Source organism: Acidobacteriota bacterium (assembly GCA_019347945.1).
Classification (GTDB): Bacteria; Acidobacteriota; Thermoanaerobaculia; order Gp7-AA8; family JAHWKK01; genus JAHWKK01.
Map to the genome: position 1 here is coordinate 1 of JAHWKK010000025.1, position 15,801 is coordinate 15,801.

The 15,801-nt window shown below is 62.0% G+C and carries 9 protein-coding genes; 2 read left to right on the top strand and 7 right to left on the bottom strand.

Features of this window, described 5'->3' with window-relative positions; translation table 11 throughout:
- Positions 1–403: 403 nt before the first annotated feature.
- Positions 404–739 (bottom strand): cupin domain-containing protein, encoded by a 336-nt coding sequence (locus tag KY459_13790; GenBank protein ID MBW3565786.1) that lies wholly within the window; start codon positions 737–739, stop codon positions 404–406.
- 74 nt (positions 740–813) lie between these two features.
- Between KY459_13790 and ligD the strand changes: the two genes are divergently transcribed.
- Entirely contained in the window at positions 814–2,631 is a 1,818-nt protein-coding gene (ligD, locus tag KY459_13795; protein ID MBW3565787.1) for a DNA ligase D, read from the top strand.
- Here the strand turns inward: ligD and thpR are convergent.
- The 5 genes from thpR to KY459_13820 all read right to left on the bottom strand — a co-directional run bounded on the left by thpR (position 2,626) and on the right by KY459_13820 (position 13,150).
- Positions 2,626–3,258 (bottom strand): RNA 2',3'-cyclic phosphodiesterase, encoded by a 633-nt coding sequence (thpR, locus tag KY459_13800; protein ID MBW3565788.1) that lies wholly within the window; start codon positions 3,256–3,258, stop codon positions 2,626–2,628. The genes ligD and thpR overlap by 6 nt on opposite strands.
- The gene (locus KY459_13805; GenBank protein ID MBW3565789.1) at positions 3,188–4,726 is read right to left on the bottom strand and encodes an aspartate ammonia-lyase; all 1,539 of its coding nucleotides are present in this window, start codon (positions 4,724–4,726) and stop codon (positions 3,188–3,190) included. The genes thpR and KY459_13805 overlap by 71 nt, the downstream gene beginning before the upstream one ends.
- A 61-nt stretch (positions 4,727–4,787) precedes the next feature.
- Positions 4,788–7,643 carry an outer membrane protein assembly factor BamA gene (gene bamA, locus KY459_13810; GenBank protein MBW3565790.1) on the bottom strand — a complete coding sequence of 952 codons (2,856 nt, stop codon included), beginning with the start codon at positions 7,641–7,643 and terminating at the stop codon, positions 4,788–4,790.
- Complete coding sequence (locus KY459_13815; protein ID MBW3565791.1) at positions 7,640–11,884, bottom strand: translocation/assembly module TamB domain-containing protein; 4,245 nt, start codon at positions 11,882–11,884, stop codon at positions 7,640–7,642. Before KY459_13815 ends, bamA begins: the two co-directional genes overlap by 4 nt.
- An 18-nt stretch (positions 11,885–11,902) precedes the next feature.
- Positions 11,903–13,150, bottom strand: a complete 1,248-nt coding sequence (locus KY459_13820; protein MBW3565792.1) for a DUF4147 domain-containing protein — start codon at positions 13,148–13,150, stop codon at positions 11,903–11,905.
- Positions 13,151–13,263: 113 nt separating this feature from the next.
- On the opposite strand from KY459_13820, the gene KY459_13825 reads away from it, so the two are divergent.
- Positions 13,264–13,833, top strand: coding sequence for a hypothetical protein (locus tag KY459_13825; GenBank protein ID MBW3565793.1), 570 nt, complete (start codon positions 13,264–13,266; stop codon positions 13,831–13,833).
- A gap of 525 nt (positions 13,834–14,358) precedes the next feature.
- Here KY459_13825 and KY459_13830 read toward each other — a convergent pair.
- On the bottom strand, positions 14,359–15,789 hold the full coding sequence (locus KY459_13830) for a class II fructose-bisphosphate aldolase (GenBank protein MBW3565794.1): 1,431 nt from the start codon (positions 15,787–15,789) through the stop codon (positions 14,359–14,361).
- Positions 15,790–15,801 lie beyond the last annotated feature (12 nt).

Consider the following 15,801-nt stretch of genomic DNA (forward strand, 5'->3'; position numbering starts at 1 on the left):
AGCGGGCCCCCCGCTTCCACCAACCGGGTGGTCCCATTCCGGGGGCTTAAACTCTGTAGAACTCGAGGCCCAGGGGGAACCGTTGCAATTTTTTCTTTGCGCGCGGTTTTCATCGGGGGGGGGGACGAACGTGGCAACTAAACCCAACGTGGGGCATAATTTGGCGGATTCCCCCCTTTAAGTTACAATGTCCCCCCCCGACCCCGAATGCCCGGCAAACTTTCACTCCCGATTCAGCCCGCGTCAGCGGGCGACAGATCCCAGCCCCCGGCTTCAGCCGGGGGGCAGACGCCGCTTACCCAAACGATCTCGAGCCCGCTTCAGCGGGCGACAGAACGTCGACCATCCCCGGGAACGTCACACCCCCCCTTTCGAGGCGCAACGCGCTCAATCGTTCCTCCCCTCAGTCGTCCCTTCCGTGAAGATGTGCCGGAGGCGCCGTCGCTTCGACCGCCGTGAACGTCTCGAGAATCTCGTATCGGTGGTCGACGTCCTTCGGCACCAGCCAGCTGTCCCCTTTCTCCAGCGTCACCATCTGTTCGCCGACGTGAAGCTTCGCCTTCCCGGAGATGACGAACCCGACCGTCTCGTATGGATTCCGGTGCGTCTCCTTCTTTTTCGTCGGTGCTTTCCGCTTCCAAAGTCTCATCGCGAGGCCGATTCCGGAGACGAGATACGTCTCACCATCGTCGCCCTCCGGTGAGTGAGCCGAGCTCACCTTCTTGATCGTCGTGTCCATTTTTCCTCCTCGTCATCTCTCTTTTCACATCGGAAGCCAGCGTCGGGCAGGGAAAATGCGAGAATCACCACGCGATGGCCAAAGCAGACAAGGCTCGCAGGCTTCTCGAAAAAATTTTCCCCCCGATGCTCGCGACATCGGTCGAGACTCTTCCGGCGAGCGTGACGGAATGGATTCTCGAGCCGAAATTCGACGGCTACCGCGGCCTCGCCGGCATCAGCGGCGGCGAAGTCTCGCTGCTCAGCAGAAACCGGCTCGACCTCGGGCAACGCTTTTCGGGCATCGTCGCCGCGCTCGGAAAGCTCGGGCTCGATGACACGGTACTCGACGGCGAGATCGCGGCTTTCGACGAGAACCGGATTGCGCGCTTCGAGATGACGCAGCACTCGAGCGACTCGGCCTTCTTCGTCGTATTCGACATCCTCCATCACGACGGCCGTGATCTCCGCAATCTTCCGATCGAGGAGCGGCGAGAGGTCCTCGAAAAAGTTTTCCGGCGAAAGCGAAATCGAACCGTGTCGGTCGTCTCCCGCTACGAGGCTGGTCTCGACGACGCCCTTGCCGATGCGGAGCAGGCGGGGCACGAAGGTCTGATCGCAAAAAAACCCGGCTCCCGCTACGAGCCGCGCCGGTCGCGTGCGTGGCTCAAGATCAAGTTCGGCGGGAATCAGGAGTTGATCGTCGTCGGCTACACGCTGCTGAAAGACCGGACCGACGCGATCGGCGCGCTGCTCCTGGCCGTTCGCGAAGGGCGGTCGCTTCGCTACGCCGGCAAGGTCGGCACCGGCTTCTCGACGCGTCAGCGCCACGAGCTGTTCGATCTGCTCGAATCAATCGAAGTGCCGAAGCCGCCGCTTCCCCTCGGCAAGAACCGTATCAAGGGGGCGAAGTGGGTCGAGCCGAGGCTCATCGCGCAGGTGAAATTCTCGGAGTGGACCCATGAAGGACAGCTCCGGCATCCGTCTTTCGTCGCGATGCGGGACGACAAGGAGGTCGCAGACGTGGTCCGTGAAAAAACAATGAGCACCGCTCCCGAGGTCCGGTTCACGAATCCCGACCGGGTTCTCTATCCCCGGCAGGGCTACACCAAGCGGGATCTCGCCGAGTACTACTCCGCGGTGGCCCATGCGCTCGTCCCCGCGCTCGAAGGGCGCCCGCTCGCGCTGGAGCACTGGAACGACGGAATCGACGAGGAGCCGTGGTTCGAGCAGAGCGTGCGCGACAACATCCCAGGTTGGCTCACCGTGGTCGAAACTCCGACGAGAACGAGAAGGGGGACGGCGCGTCATCTCGTCGTCGATCGTCCCGAGACCCTTCTCTATCTCGCTCAGCACTCTGTCCTGACGATCCACACCTGGGCATCGCGAGCGGGTTCTCTCGAGTCACCCGACTGGATGATCTTCGACCTCGACCCGGCAAAAACCAAAGGCTTTCCACAGGCGATCGAGGCTGCCCTCGTCTTCAGAGCGCTGTTCGACACGCTCGGGCTCCCCTCGTTTCCGAAAACGTCCGGCAAGAATGGCCTGCACGTCCTCGTACCGCTTCAGCCGGGTTACGACTTCGAACGTGTCACGAACTTCGCCTGCCGGGTTTCCGAGACGGTGGCCGCGGAGGTCCCCGGAATCACGGTCGAGCGGACGGTGGCGAAGCGACGCGGTCGTCTCTACGCCGACTGTCTTCAGAACGGATACGGTAAAACGATAGTCGCTCCCTATTCGCCTCGAGGGATCGACGGCGCTCCGGTCTCCGCGCCGCTCGAATGGAAAGAGGTCAAACCGGGGCTCGACCCGGCGGCATTCACGATCAAGACGATGCCGAAGCGACTCGAAAAGAAAGGCGATCTCTTCGCCCCCGCTCTGCGGGAAGGAGTGGCGATTCCGACGACGTCATGAGCGGAGGGGGAAGCGTGCGGCTTCGACATGTGTGGCGCCGCCGCTTCCGAGCCGGCTCTCGTAGAGGGAGATCGCGGAGACCGGACACGATCGCCCCCGAAAGCTCTCGAGAGCGCCCGCGAGATTCTCGAGGTCGGCTCTCCGCCAGCGGTCCTTCGCTCTTCCGAGCGTGAGATGGCTCCTGAACGGCTTTCGATCGTAGTCGACATTCGCCGAGTCGAGTGCTGTCCGGACCGAATCTGCGATCGCTTCCAGACCGGAGTTGCGCTCGAGTCCAATCCACAGAACCCTCGGCCGGCCAGGCTCGGGAAAGGCAGAAACTTCGGAAAGCCGGACGTCGAATGGCCCCGAGGATCTGGCGGCGTTGTCGAGACCCTCTGAAACTCGGGGGACGACGCTCACATCCTGTTCCCCGAGAAAGGCAAAAGTCAGATGAAGCTGCGCCGGCTTCGTCCAGGAGGCGCGTGGCAACGCGCCCCGAATCTGCTCGATTCGAGCGTGGATCTCGGTGGCCAGAGTCTCCGGAACCGTCCAGGCGATGAAGAGACGCAGCGGATCACCTCTTCTTTTTCGCTGATCCGCTTCTCTTCTTCGACTTCGACCCGGGTTTGCGGGAAGGTCTCCGATCGGCCTGGCCCGTCAGAAAGCCAGGGCTGAAGATATCTTTCATCTGCCGGTCGGTGACGCCGATGTCGCGGGACTTCATGAGCTCCGGAATCGGCTCTCCGGTCCTGGCGGACTCTTTCGCGAGAATCGCCGCTTCGTCGTACCCGATGATCGGATTGAGCGCCGTCGCCAGCGACGGCGACGCGATGTAATAGCCCTCGGCGCGCTCTTCGTTCGCTTCGATTCCGTCGATGCACTTCTCCGCGAACACCGGCACGAAGTTCCGGAGAATCTCCATGCTGAAGAGGGTTTCGTAGATGATCAGGGGCATCATGACGTTGAGCTCGAGCTGTCCTGCCTGAACGGCGAATGCAACGGTTGCATCGGCCCCGATCACATGGAACGCCACCTGGTTCATGCACTCGGGTATCGAAGGATTCACCTTGCCGGGCATGATCGACGAGCCGGGCTGAACGGGTGGAAGGCGGATCTCGGCGAGACCGGTCAGAGGTCCGGACGAGAGCAGACGGATGTCGTTCGTGATCCGCGTGAGCTCGAGCGCGAGATTCCGGAGCGCCGCGGAGAACGTGGCATTCGGCTGCTGCGACTGCATTGCCTCCCGAAGATCATCCATCGACGAGAGCTCGAGACCCGTCCGCTTCGACAGCTCGCTCACGATCTCCCATCGATAACCGACTTCGGTGTTGAGACCGGTTCCGGTCGCAGAGCCTCCGATGGCGAGCTCTCTCAGCTCGTCGGCAGCCTGTTCGATCAACCGGATCGCCCGCCGAACCGCCGCCCCCCATGCAGCGAACTCCTGTCCGAGTGTGACCGGAACGGCATCCTGCAGATGCGTCCGGCCTGATTTGATCACCTTCCCGAACTCTTTTCCCTTACGCTCCAGACTGGACGCGAGCTGGTCGAGCGCAGGGAGAAGCTCGCGCAGATACAGAAGAATTGCAAGACAGGACGACGTCGGAAACGTGTCGTTGGTCGACTGCCCCATGTTGACGTGATCGTTGGGGTGAATCGGGTCGTACACACCCAGCTCACCACCGAGAGAACGGTTCGCCAGATTCGCCAGAACTTCGTTCACGTTCATGTGAAATGAAGTACCCGCGCCCGCCTGAAAGACGTCGACGACGAATTGATCGACGTATTCCGGCGCGACGTAGTGTTCCGGCGGAGCCGCGCGAAGATCCCGCCGCCCCTTCGTCTTCGATGCCTCGCCGAGGATCTCGTCGCAGGCAGCGATGATGGCTCTCGATCTCTTTCGCGACAGCTGCCCCGTTCGCCCGTTGACGACGGCGGCGGCCCGCTTCACCTGGACGTAGGCATGGATGAAAACGGGATGTTCGCGGATGCCGCTGACTGGAAAGTTCTGGACCGCCCGCTGGGTCTGCGCTCCGTACAACGCTTTGGACGGAACGCGGACTTCGCCCATGGTGTCGCGCTCGATACGGCCTCTGGATGATCGCTTTGAGCTCATGTTCGGGGGTCGTGCACGCCTCGTTCCGAGAGGAGCGGCGGCTCGGACGAGTCATGCCTCGTCAGAAAGCGTATCCGAGGGTGAGGAAGATCTCATAGCGGTCCTCATAGGGAGCGGGGTCGAGATTGAATCCGACGTCGAGACGGACCGGACCGACGGGTGTGAGGTATCGCGCACCGAGGCCCGCGCCCCAGCGGATCTCGGAGGTGTCGATGTCCTCGATCTCACGCCAGACATTGCCACCATCGACGAACACCGCTCCGTGAAGGCTGCCGAAGATCGGATATCGATACTCGACATTGATGATCGCGAGCGCGTTTCCCCCGATCGGAATCAGCCTTACGTCTTCGGCAGTCTCGACATACTCCTGGCAGCTCTGCCCCTCGGGTACGTCGGCGGGATCGGGGATGAGAGTCTGGCAGGGGATGCCGAGACGGTCGAGCTCGAAGCCGCGATGCGTCCGCTCACCTCCGGCGAGAAACCTCTCGGCGAAGGGGACGGTGCGTGCCAACTCGACGTCCCCGAGCGGCTCGGTCATGCCGAAGCGTCCGGCGAAAACGAACTGAGTGCGCTCGGTCACCGACCAATAGCCTGCACCCTGCAGAAATCCCTTCAGGAACTCGGTCTCGGCTCTGAGCATCGGAAATGCGTACTCGATGGAGAGGCCGGCGTAAAAGCCGTTGCTCGGATTGACCGGATCGTCGCGGCGATCCCAGAAGGCGCTGGGCGTGATGCTGGAGATCTGGATCTCCTGGTCCTCCGGATCGATGCCCTCGATCGGAAAGCCCGAGGTGGCGAGGTCGCACAGCTCCCCCGAAACGCAGTCGTTCAATCGGTATTCGTAGCGTAGGCCCCAGCGGAACTGCTCGGCGAGAACGCGGGTCAGCTCGACCGAGGCGCCGAAGGTCGAAATGCGCGCGGCACCGTCTGCACGTTCCTCGTCGCGGCTGTAGAGGTTCGCCTGGGTCGGGATGTCGTAACCGAAGAGGAATGGTTCCCGATACGTGAGGACGAAACGGTCTACACGTTGCGAGACGGTACCGTCGAGACCGAGATAACGGCCGGTTCCGAAGAGATTGCGATGCGATACCGCGGCGCTTCCACGCGCCTGATCCTCGGTGGAGTATCCGACTGAGCCGGAAACCGTCAGGACGTTTCCCTCTCTGACCTGGATCGAGATGTCGCGGATCTGCGCGGCGCTCGGGGAGGGATTCGGAAGAATCTCGACGATGCTGAATATGCCGAGCCGGTAAAGGCGTTGCTGCGCTTCGAGCAGGGCTCTCCAGGTGAACGGCGCCCCCTCCTCGAGCCGGGCTTTCCGGAGGATGACCGACTCCTTCGTATAGGTGTTGCCGCGGACCGCCACTTTTCCGATGAAGGTCTGCGGGCCCTCGGTCAATTCATAGCGGACGATGGCTTCGGTTCGGTCGTCGCTGAACTCGATCACCGGTTCGACTCTGATCTCGGCGAAACCTTCGTCACCGTAGGCGCTTCTGATCGAGACGATGTCGAGTCCGACCGACTGCGGATTGAGGGGCTCGCCGGGCTCGACCAGCAGGTCTGGAAGGTCTCCCTCTCTCTGTTCGATACCGATCACCTCGACAGCGGTGACGATCGATCGTGGCCCCTCGACGATCGGGAAGGTCACGGCGATCGAGGTTTCATTGATCGGTTCGACGACGGGTCTTCGAACCTCGACGGTCGTGAAGCCTTCGAGAAGATAGAAAGCCTCCAGGGCGTCTCGGTCGTCCTGAAGCTCCCGGGTCGTGATGCCTGTCCTCCGCCGGATGATCGCCGCGAGCAGTTCGGTGAACACGCCCGGAGGAGCCGTCGCAACGACATCGCGAAGCTCGGAATTCGAGAAAGTCTCGTTGCCCGAAAATCGGACGTCCTCGAGCTCGTAGCTCTGCCCCGGATCGATGGTGTAGGTGATGACGTAATCCCCATCGACGGTTCCTTCCCTGGTGTCGACATCGACGAAGTAGTAGCCGCGCCTCTGATAACGCTCGACGAGGTCGTCAACCGTTCGCCCGACCTTGTCCACGGTGTAGCGTTCAGTTCCGCTGAAGCGAACGATTCTCCGGACATCGTCCTCGTCGACGCCTTCCACCTCGACACGGACTTTCGGTCCGATCTGGACCTCGTAGAGCAGCCTCACCGATGCCGATTCGTCGTCGTACACACCCTCGGCGAACCGAACGTCAGCCCTGCGGAAGTTTTCGCGTGCGAGAAAGTCCTCGATTCGGTCGGCATCGCTTCGCGCGCGATCGACTTCGTACGCCGCGCCGACTCTGCTGTCCATCTTTCCTTCGAGCTCGGCCGGAGCGAATGGCCCCGTATCCCCGTCAAAGGTGATCGCGCTGACCGTGGCCCGGGGGCCGGGAACGACGTAGAACGTCACGTCCGCCCGGTCGTTCTCCCGCGAAAACGCGACTGCCGGATCGACGACAGCCTCGAGGTAGCCCTCCCGCACGTACGCTCTCTGCACCGCCACCGCGTTTCGATCGACCGCGCTGAGGCTGAACACCTTCCCGCTCTCCAGTTTCGACTCCCGCCGCGGGCGAACGTCCGTGTCGGCACCTTCGATCTCCCATCTGATGTCGCCGACGAAGTAGTGGAGCGTCATGCGGAAAGTGACGTCGACGCCAGCGCCGGAGGGACGTGCGTCGACCCGGATGTCGCGAAATCTGCCGGTTCCGAACAACGTCTTGATCGAGCTCTGAACCTCGGTCAGCGACAGAGGCTGGCCCGGCTCGACGCTGATCAGAGGACGAAGCGCCGGCTCGTCGATGGCCGATTCCGAAAACAGATCGACCGTGCCGACGATCTCGCCATAGAGCTCGCTCACCTGTCCGAAGGCGGAGCCGGCAAAGCCGGCCGCCATCAGAACGACCATCAGTGCGCAGCCTCTTCTCACCAATGCCCCGGGTATCTGCGGCGGAAGCGCCCATCGACCGCCGTGATCACATAGCGATTGTCATCCTCGGAATCGCGAGTGAACTGGATGACCCAGTTCCTCGATGCTTCCCACTGGATGATCTGGATGTTCTCGGCACTCGACGTGTCGTAAATGATGATTGCGTAAAGATCGTCCGCGATCTGCTTTTCGAAAGTAACGGTCGGAGCGAACGAGCCGTTCTCCCCGACCGACTCCACGCGCAGCGCATCGGCAAAGGGGAGAATGCGGGAGCCGATCGCTTCGCCGACCGTCGAAAGGAGCAGAGAAGTTCCCGCGGCGGTAAACGTCTGCGAACCGAAACCGCCGGCCGAACCGCTGCCGACGTCTCCGGCGAGCAGGGTCAGCAGAGTCAGATCGCCGAGCGGGGGCTCGCTCGAAATGCTGGGGGTGATCTGATCGAGCGTTCCCGTCAGGTTGATCGTGAGCTCGTACTCCTCGACGTCTCCGAGCGCCTGGCCTCGTGCTCTCATCAGACCCTCGGCCGAGATGTCGAAGTACGGATCATTGCGGAAGGGATTCTGGAATGTGATCGTCCCCTGCACCACCGTATAGTCGATGTCCCTGAACGTGATCTCGCCGCCCTCATCGAGGACCACCCTTCCGAGCAGGACCGGATTCCCCAGCGTTCCGGTCAGGGTGAGATCGGCGCTCGCCGTAACGTTCGCAATGTTATTGGCGACCGAAAGCGTTCCCGGCGCATTCACATCGACTTCGAGCGCGATGTTGTCCTGCCAGGAGGCCGACACTCTGGGTACGACCGCCTGACGGCTGAGAAGTTTCTCGACGATCGTCGTCGCCAGCTCGACATCCTTGTAGTACTGACCCTCGGTCACGTCCAGGCTTCCCTGAAGAACCATCCTCTCGTCATCTCCCGAAAGCACCAGATCGAAATCACCTTCGACAGTCAATCCTTCGTAATATCGAATCGTGACAGCGTCTCCCTGCGCCGTGAGCCGGATCCGGCCGGGGCGGAAGTTCTCGTGCGTGACGAATCCGCCGGCGATGATCTGGCCTCCACCGAGGGTCGCTCTCATCGCGTCGAGCTCGATCCGGTTTCCCCGGAAGAGAATCGTACCGAAGATGTCGCTGATGGTCTGGGGGAACGTCTCGAGACGGAGCGATCCATTCTGAACTTCGACCGTTCCGCTGATCCGCGGCGAGAGGATGGCTCCTCCGATATCGGCTCGGACCACCAGATTTCCCGAGATTCTCGAGTCGGGCACGAAAAGCTGTGCGAGCGCTGCATCGATCGAGCCGCGGAGAGTCAGATTCATCGGCTCATTCGTAGAAAGCGGGATCCGCCCATCCACATAGAAGTTCGTCTCGGCCGTCCGGAGCTCGACCTCGTTCAACAGAAGATCGCCGCCGGCGATCTGGAACGTCAGCGGCCGGGTGGTGACGACGTCCTCGCCCGAGATATTCACCGCAAAGGTGGTAAAGGCGCCGTCGATGACGACCGAATCGAGGCCGTCGCCGAGAGATCCCCCAAGAGCGAGGTCGGCCGTGAACGCACCGGAGACGGGGACTTCGCTCGCGGGCGCGAGAATCCGGAGAACCTGCTGAAGATCGGTGACCGCGAGCGTGACGTCGCCGCTCAGCTCGCCCCCCGTCCCGACGAAGCCACTCCCCTCGATGGCGACGGCGTCGAAGGCAGTCCCTCGAACGACCAGCTCTCCTCCCCGAATCGCCAGATAGAGCGAGGGAGGCTCGACACCGGCAGGAATCGGGACTCCGCCGATACTTCCCTCCTCAAGCACGGCGTCGACCACGATCTCCGGCTGCTCCGCCGTTCCGGCGCCGGTCGACTGGATTCGAAGTTTCCCGCTGATTACATCGCGAAAATCGGCCAGGGCCTCGATCTCCGAGAGATCGATCACGGTCGGCTGGATCGTCCATGAGATCCGGTCTCCGTCGAAGCTGTAGCTCGCCTGGCCGATGATCGTTCCCGCCGCGGACCGCAACTCCAGATGCTCGACATTCAGAGTGCCGGAATCGAAGACGAGATCGGCGGTCACCTGCTCGACCGGCTCACCGGCGATCAGGGCCTGGCGAATCGTCACCGACCCGGCGCCCTCGAGCTCTTCCTTCGGACCTTCGATGTGAAGAGTGCCGGTGAGCAGTCCGTCGACGGGAATGTCACCGAGGTCGAGAAAAGCGACCAGCCTGGAAACCGGGAAGGTCTCTGCCGCGATGTCGAGATCGAATGCGAGATTCCCCTCACCCGGAAGCCATTGGACCGTTCCGCCCAGGACGAGCCTCGACGAATCCTCCCGGATCGTCAGCTCGTCCATGGTGACCGTCCCCGACTCGGGAGTTCCCACGACGAGCAGCCGGCCGGTCCCGATACCCGCCACGTCGAGGTCGAGGTCGACCAGGTCGAGTGCTTCCGCCACGTCCCATCCGGCAGCGTCGATCGCGAGATCGAACCGCGGCGCTCCACCTTCGGGGAACCCGATCGTCCCGCTCATGGCCAGCGTTCCATCGTTTCGCACGAATCGGGATCGCTCGAATCTGAGCAGATCCCGGGCTCCGTTCCAGACGAGATCGATCGATGCCCTCCCGAGCGGAGCGTCGTTGTACCGCGCTCCCGAAGCTTCGATTCGGGCGGTCACCAGGGCTTCGGCAATCGCCCCGTCGACAGTCCCGCGAATCGATCCGGTACCTCCCAGCCCGAGAAGCTCGGCCTCGCCCGTTCCGAGAGAGCGGGAGAAGTTGACGGCGAGGCGGTCGAGCTCCGCGAAATCGTCGCTCTCGATCGTGTAATCGAGATCCGCGACAAGGCCGTCGAGTCCGATCGTTCCGGTTGTCCGAATCACCGACTCGGGCGTCTGAAATCTCGCGTTCCGGAGCCCGAGCACTCCCTGTCGAATCGTGAACTCCGTTCCGCCGCTCACCGCGATCGGATACGGAGCGTTCCCGAAAGCGCGTGCCCCGGCGGCGAGCGTCGCCGATCCGGATCCCTCACCACCGAGGAAATCGGTGCCATTCCAGGCATGCGCGAACGTGCCCGTGGCCCGTCCGCGAAGTCCTGTGTTCTCGACGTTCCAGTCCGCGAAAAGCTTTTCGATCGAGACATCGCGGAATCGAAGATCGATGTTCATCGGGAGCGGATCCGACAGTTGTGTCAGCTCGTATTGCCCTTCGACGGTTCCTCCGCCGTAGCCGGCCTGTTCGATATCGAATCGAGCTCCTTCCGGTGTCACCGAGAGTGTGCCTTCGAGAGATGCAAGATCGTAGGTATCGGCGACCAGCCCGGCGGAGCTGACGCGCGTGACCAGCTCGAAATCGCCCGACCTCCCTTCGAGGGTTCCCTCGAAATCGACCCCTCCATGAAGCTCCTTCTCGATCGCCACGATCTCGCGGACGCGATCGAGCTCGAGCTGTCCGGCCAGGTCGAATGAATACACTACCTCCCTGATCGGATCGAACGCGCCATCGAACCCGACCGAAAGGCCGCGGCCGCGCGCACTTCCGTCACGGATCTCGAGTCGCTGATCTGCATACGAGAACCCGGAGACGAGTGCGAGGTGAAAAGGCTCGAGATTCGGGAATTCGAAGGTCGAGGGGCCGGAGGTGACCGTTCCCTCGTAAAGTCCTTCGTCAACGTCGGCCGTCACGGTCGATGCGACGCCGCGAACATCGAAATGCATGTCCCGGCGCCGATCGAGAAAGTCGAGGCGTCCCCCCTCCAGCAGAATCTGATCGAGCTCTACGCGGGATATCTGGAAGCCTCTCGGCTCGGCCCGTTTCCACGACGGGATGTTGTGCGTCAGTTCGAACTCTTCGGGAAAGATCTCGATCCAGACCGTGGGTCGTTCGACTGTGACGGTACCGACTCGAATCGTCCGCGTCCGGAACGATTCGATGCCTCCTTCGATGACGACTCTGGGAATGATGGCGAAGTACGGCTCGAGCGTCCCTTCGACGTTCGAGATCCGGACATCTTCGAGGACGATCGAGTTGCGGCCACGGGAAATCGTGACGACGCCGATCGAAACATCGCGATCGAGCTTCGCCTCGAGGGTCAGCTCGATTTTCCGGCGAACGTAATCGGCGAATCCTTCCGACCCGGTATACCGATAGCCGACGATTCCAGCGATGATCAGGATGAGCGTGACGATGCCGAGAAAGATGAAGAGGCGCCTGCAGCCTTTTCGTTTCCTCGATTCCCTCAGCTCTCTGGTTTCCTCGTCCACCATCACCCGTTCCGATCTCGATCAACCGCGCGCGACAAAAAAGATGTCGCGGAGATTGTTCCCCGTCGGTCTCGCCTCCATCGGAATCGCGAAGCTGTCGACGATACTCCAGCTGTTCGAATTTTCGAGCGCGCGGTCATAGATCCGGTCGTCGATCGCTCTGTCGAAGTATCGCGACGGCTCAAGGAGGTAACCGGAAGCGTCGGTGTCGCCATCCACTCCGTCCGAGCTGGCAACGAGTGCGAGAAGGTCCCTCCGGCCCTCGTCCCTCGCGCGCTTTCCCAGCCGGACTGCGATCTCGCTGCATCGCCCGCCTCTTCCTTGGCCGGTGACTTCGACCGTCGGCTCCCCCCCGCCGGCCAGAATCTGCCCCTTTTCGAGATTCTGGAATTCGCTCCAGAGTCTCTCGGTGATCTCCCCGACGTCCGCATCGAGCTCCTGAGGAATCGCCACAGGCTCATAACCCATCATTTCGATCTGTACCGTCGCGTTCTCGACCAGCGTTCCGTTGTCGCCCAGAAGAAAGTGGTGCCGGTCCCGGAGAGTGCCGGGCGTATCCGGGACGTCACGATCCTTCAGTCTCATTGCGAGCTCCATCGCCCAGGCGTCGCCGAGATCGGCCAGAATCTCCGCGGCCTCGTGATTCGTCGACTCGTCGGGGAAGGTCGGACCGGAACCTACGACCGGCCAGCAGCCCCTCGAAACGTCGGAAAGAACCAGCGTCACCGTTCCGCTGGGCAACATCTCCCCGAGCCTCCCTCCTTTGATCGCCGAAAGGTGTTTCCGAACTATATTCATCCGTTCGATCGGAAGGCCGGATCGAATCAGAAGGCGGTTCGCCTTTACCAGATCCTCACGCGTAAACCACGGTTCGAGCGGCTTGGCCAGACATGCGGACGATCCCCCGGAGACCAGAACGAGGGCAGAATACTTCAGTTTTTCGACGAAAGAGATCAGCTTCTCTCCCGCCTCGAAGCTCGCGTCCGAGATCTCGGGGTGTGTCCCGTAAACGACCTCGGTGAACGGCGGAAACGCATCCTGGCGATAGCGTTCCGGCAACACCGCGAACGCCTCGGCGATCTGGATCGACGCGGCAGCCCCCTTCATCAGCCCCGACGCGCTCTTGCCGAGCGCGACCAGCGATACCGGCTCTTCGAGCGACCTCTTGACTTCCTCCCGTGCCAGACACTCCTGGATCAGGAGGGCCGGCGTCGACCTGTAGAGGGTCTTCAGATATATCTGTCGAAGATCTTCGCTGAGGTCACTCATCATTATTGTTGTCCGCACGGTCGCCCGGTACCGCGCATCGGATGCAGACACGCTGCCCGCAATTCTCGCATGTGCGTTTCTGGACTGCCTCCGAAGTTTCCACTACAATGACGATGGCTGTGAAGGAGTCGTTCCGGCCTGGAATCCAGGAGGGTGTGATGGGTGGTGAGAACCTGTTCCAGATCTGCTACGAGGGTGATCTCACAATCGAAGTCTGTGAGGCGCTCCGCTATCTGAGCGCCGAGCCCAACTTCGATCGGAGTTGGCAGGTCCTTCTTCCCGACGACGGCAATTCCGAATTGCTCGTCCGGGAGCTCGAGCGGATGATCGGCGGCGACGCCCGTCTGCTCGTCGCCCGAACCTACTTCAGCACCAATCGCGATCATCTCCTGATCCGGCACAGCACCACCCCAGGAGCCGACTATCGCGAGCTCCACGGAGGGCTCTCCCGGCTCGGAACCGTGCTCGAGCTCCCCTTCGAGTCGACGTTCATCGTCGACACCACCAACCGCGCCGACGTCCGGATGATCGGGGAAGTGCTCGCCGAGCTCTGCCCGGACGAATCCGTCATGGTGATCGGAATCGCGAAGGACTTCGCCTGGACCACGGGGATATCGGCTGGTCTCGTCTCGGGGCCGGAAGCGGAATCGGAAATCGACTTCCGACTCATCCGCGAGCCATAGGTCGCACGGGGTCGTGTTCTTCGTGGCCCGGAAGTGGGGACCGGCTCGCGCGGTGGCCTACAGCGGGGGTCGGCTCTCCACGAGCTATTGCCCAAATCGAAAACCCGAGAGAACCGGTCAAGGTCACGCGAGCCTCTTCAACCGCGACTCACGAGCTTCCCCGGACAAGGTCGACGCCTTCACAACTCGTCATCCTGAGCCGCCGAAGGACGGCGAAGGATCTGGGGGTGGCTCGCGAATCATCGTCATGGCGGGCCGGAGGAATCATTCATGAGCCCCCGCCCAGATCCTTCGCCGTCCTTCGGCGGCTCAGGATGACAAGGGCCGGACTTTTGTTCCCACGATCGTCTCTACCCCCGGGTTTGGGCAACAGTCCGTCCAGGGCCGACTCGCGTGGGGCTCCAGCCCCACAGCAAGCCGGGAAAGCCAGCAAATCATGTCGTGAATTCTCAACGCCTCGCGGGCGTACTTGCGGGGGGCTGGAGCCCCACGCGAGTCGGCTCTGGAGAGCCGACCCCCGAAAAACTACTCTCCCTCGCCTTCAACGACAAAGGCCATCGCATCCGCCGAGCTCGCCGCCCGCTGCGCGGGCTTCTTCCGCGTCGCCGTCGGAACATAGCGATCGACGAGCTTCCTGGTGTCATCCACACCCAGCCGGGTCATGAGAAGTTCGAACTTCTCCTCCAGGTCCGCCATGATCGCTTCGCGCACCGCGGACGGCATGCTCCAGATTTTCTTCTTGAAGGGACCCAGCGCACGCTTGCGAGCCTTGTAGATGAATTGCTCTTCGGTCTGGCCGTCCTTCCGGTCGCCTTTCGCATTCTCCCCGAGCCACTCGACGATCTCGGCCGTCAGAGTCTCGGGAAAGCGCTCGTGATCGTAAACGACGTTCTGAAAGCCGGTCGCGAGATGGATCTCGACCGTATCGGCCTTCGGGAACTGGTCGAAGACGTCCTCGGGGAGGGTCGAGGCACCATGCTGCACCGCGCCCGAGATCTGATACTCCTCGCGGGCGATTCGGGAAATCTCGGTAATCCGGTCGAAATCAATGCTCACTTCGGCGACCGATCCGTCCGGCAGAGGAACCCCTCCATGAGACGTCCCGGTCTGGATGGAGACCTTGCTGATTCCGGTGCCCTCGCCGAAGGTCCGCCGGAATCCATCGATGTAGGCGCGAAACTCTTCCGGCTTGGTGTTGTGCGCGCCGACCTCGCCGATCTCGCCGCCGATGGAAATGACGACGTCCTCCGGTTCGGTCTCCCGGATCAGGCGCGCGAACCGGGCGGTTCCCTCGTAATTTTCCTTCTGCTGCCGGTCGACCGATTCATGCTCGAGCTGAACGAGAGTGGAAGTGTCGATGTCGATGTTGTAGAACTCGGCGTTGATCGCTTCCCGGATCAGTCCGCTGATCGCTTCGATCTCGGATTCCCTCGCATCGCTGAACCATTTCTTCGCGCTGGCCTGGAAATGATCTCCCTGAATGAAGACCGGGCCCTTCCACCCCTCCCGGACCGCTGCACCGAGAATGCAGGCGGCATACTCGGCCGGTCGTTGCTCGGTATAGCCGATCTCGGACCGGGCGATCTCGAAGATGAAGGCGCCAGCCTCGAGCTCCAACGCCGTTCTGAAGACCGCTCGAGCAGTCTCGTAAGTCAGAATTCTCAGATTGAATGCGGGAACCGTGAACCTCTCCTCGATCTCGCCTCGACCTCTGGCTGCATACAGAGCCTGGATCGACGACGGAATCGCACCGGTGGCCCAGGCGATGTCGTGGATCCGCTCCCGGGCAGCCTGTCGAACCTCGTCGACGTCTCCGAATACGGCCGTCCAGACGAGATTGTCGATCAACTCCTCCCGGACGACTCTGGCATCCCCGACCTCGACATTTCCGTCAGTCGCTCTCACGGTGGCGGTTTCGAGCGCCACCTCCAGCTCACTCATCTCTCGAAAAATCATTCACGGTTCTCC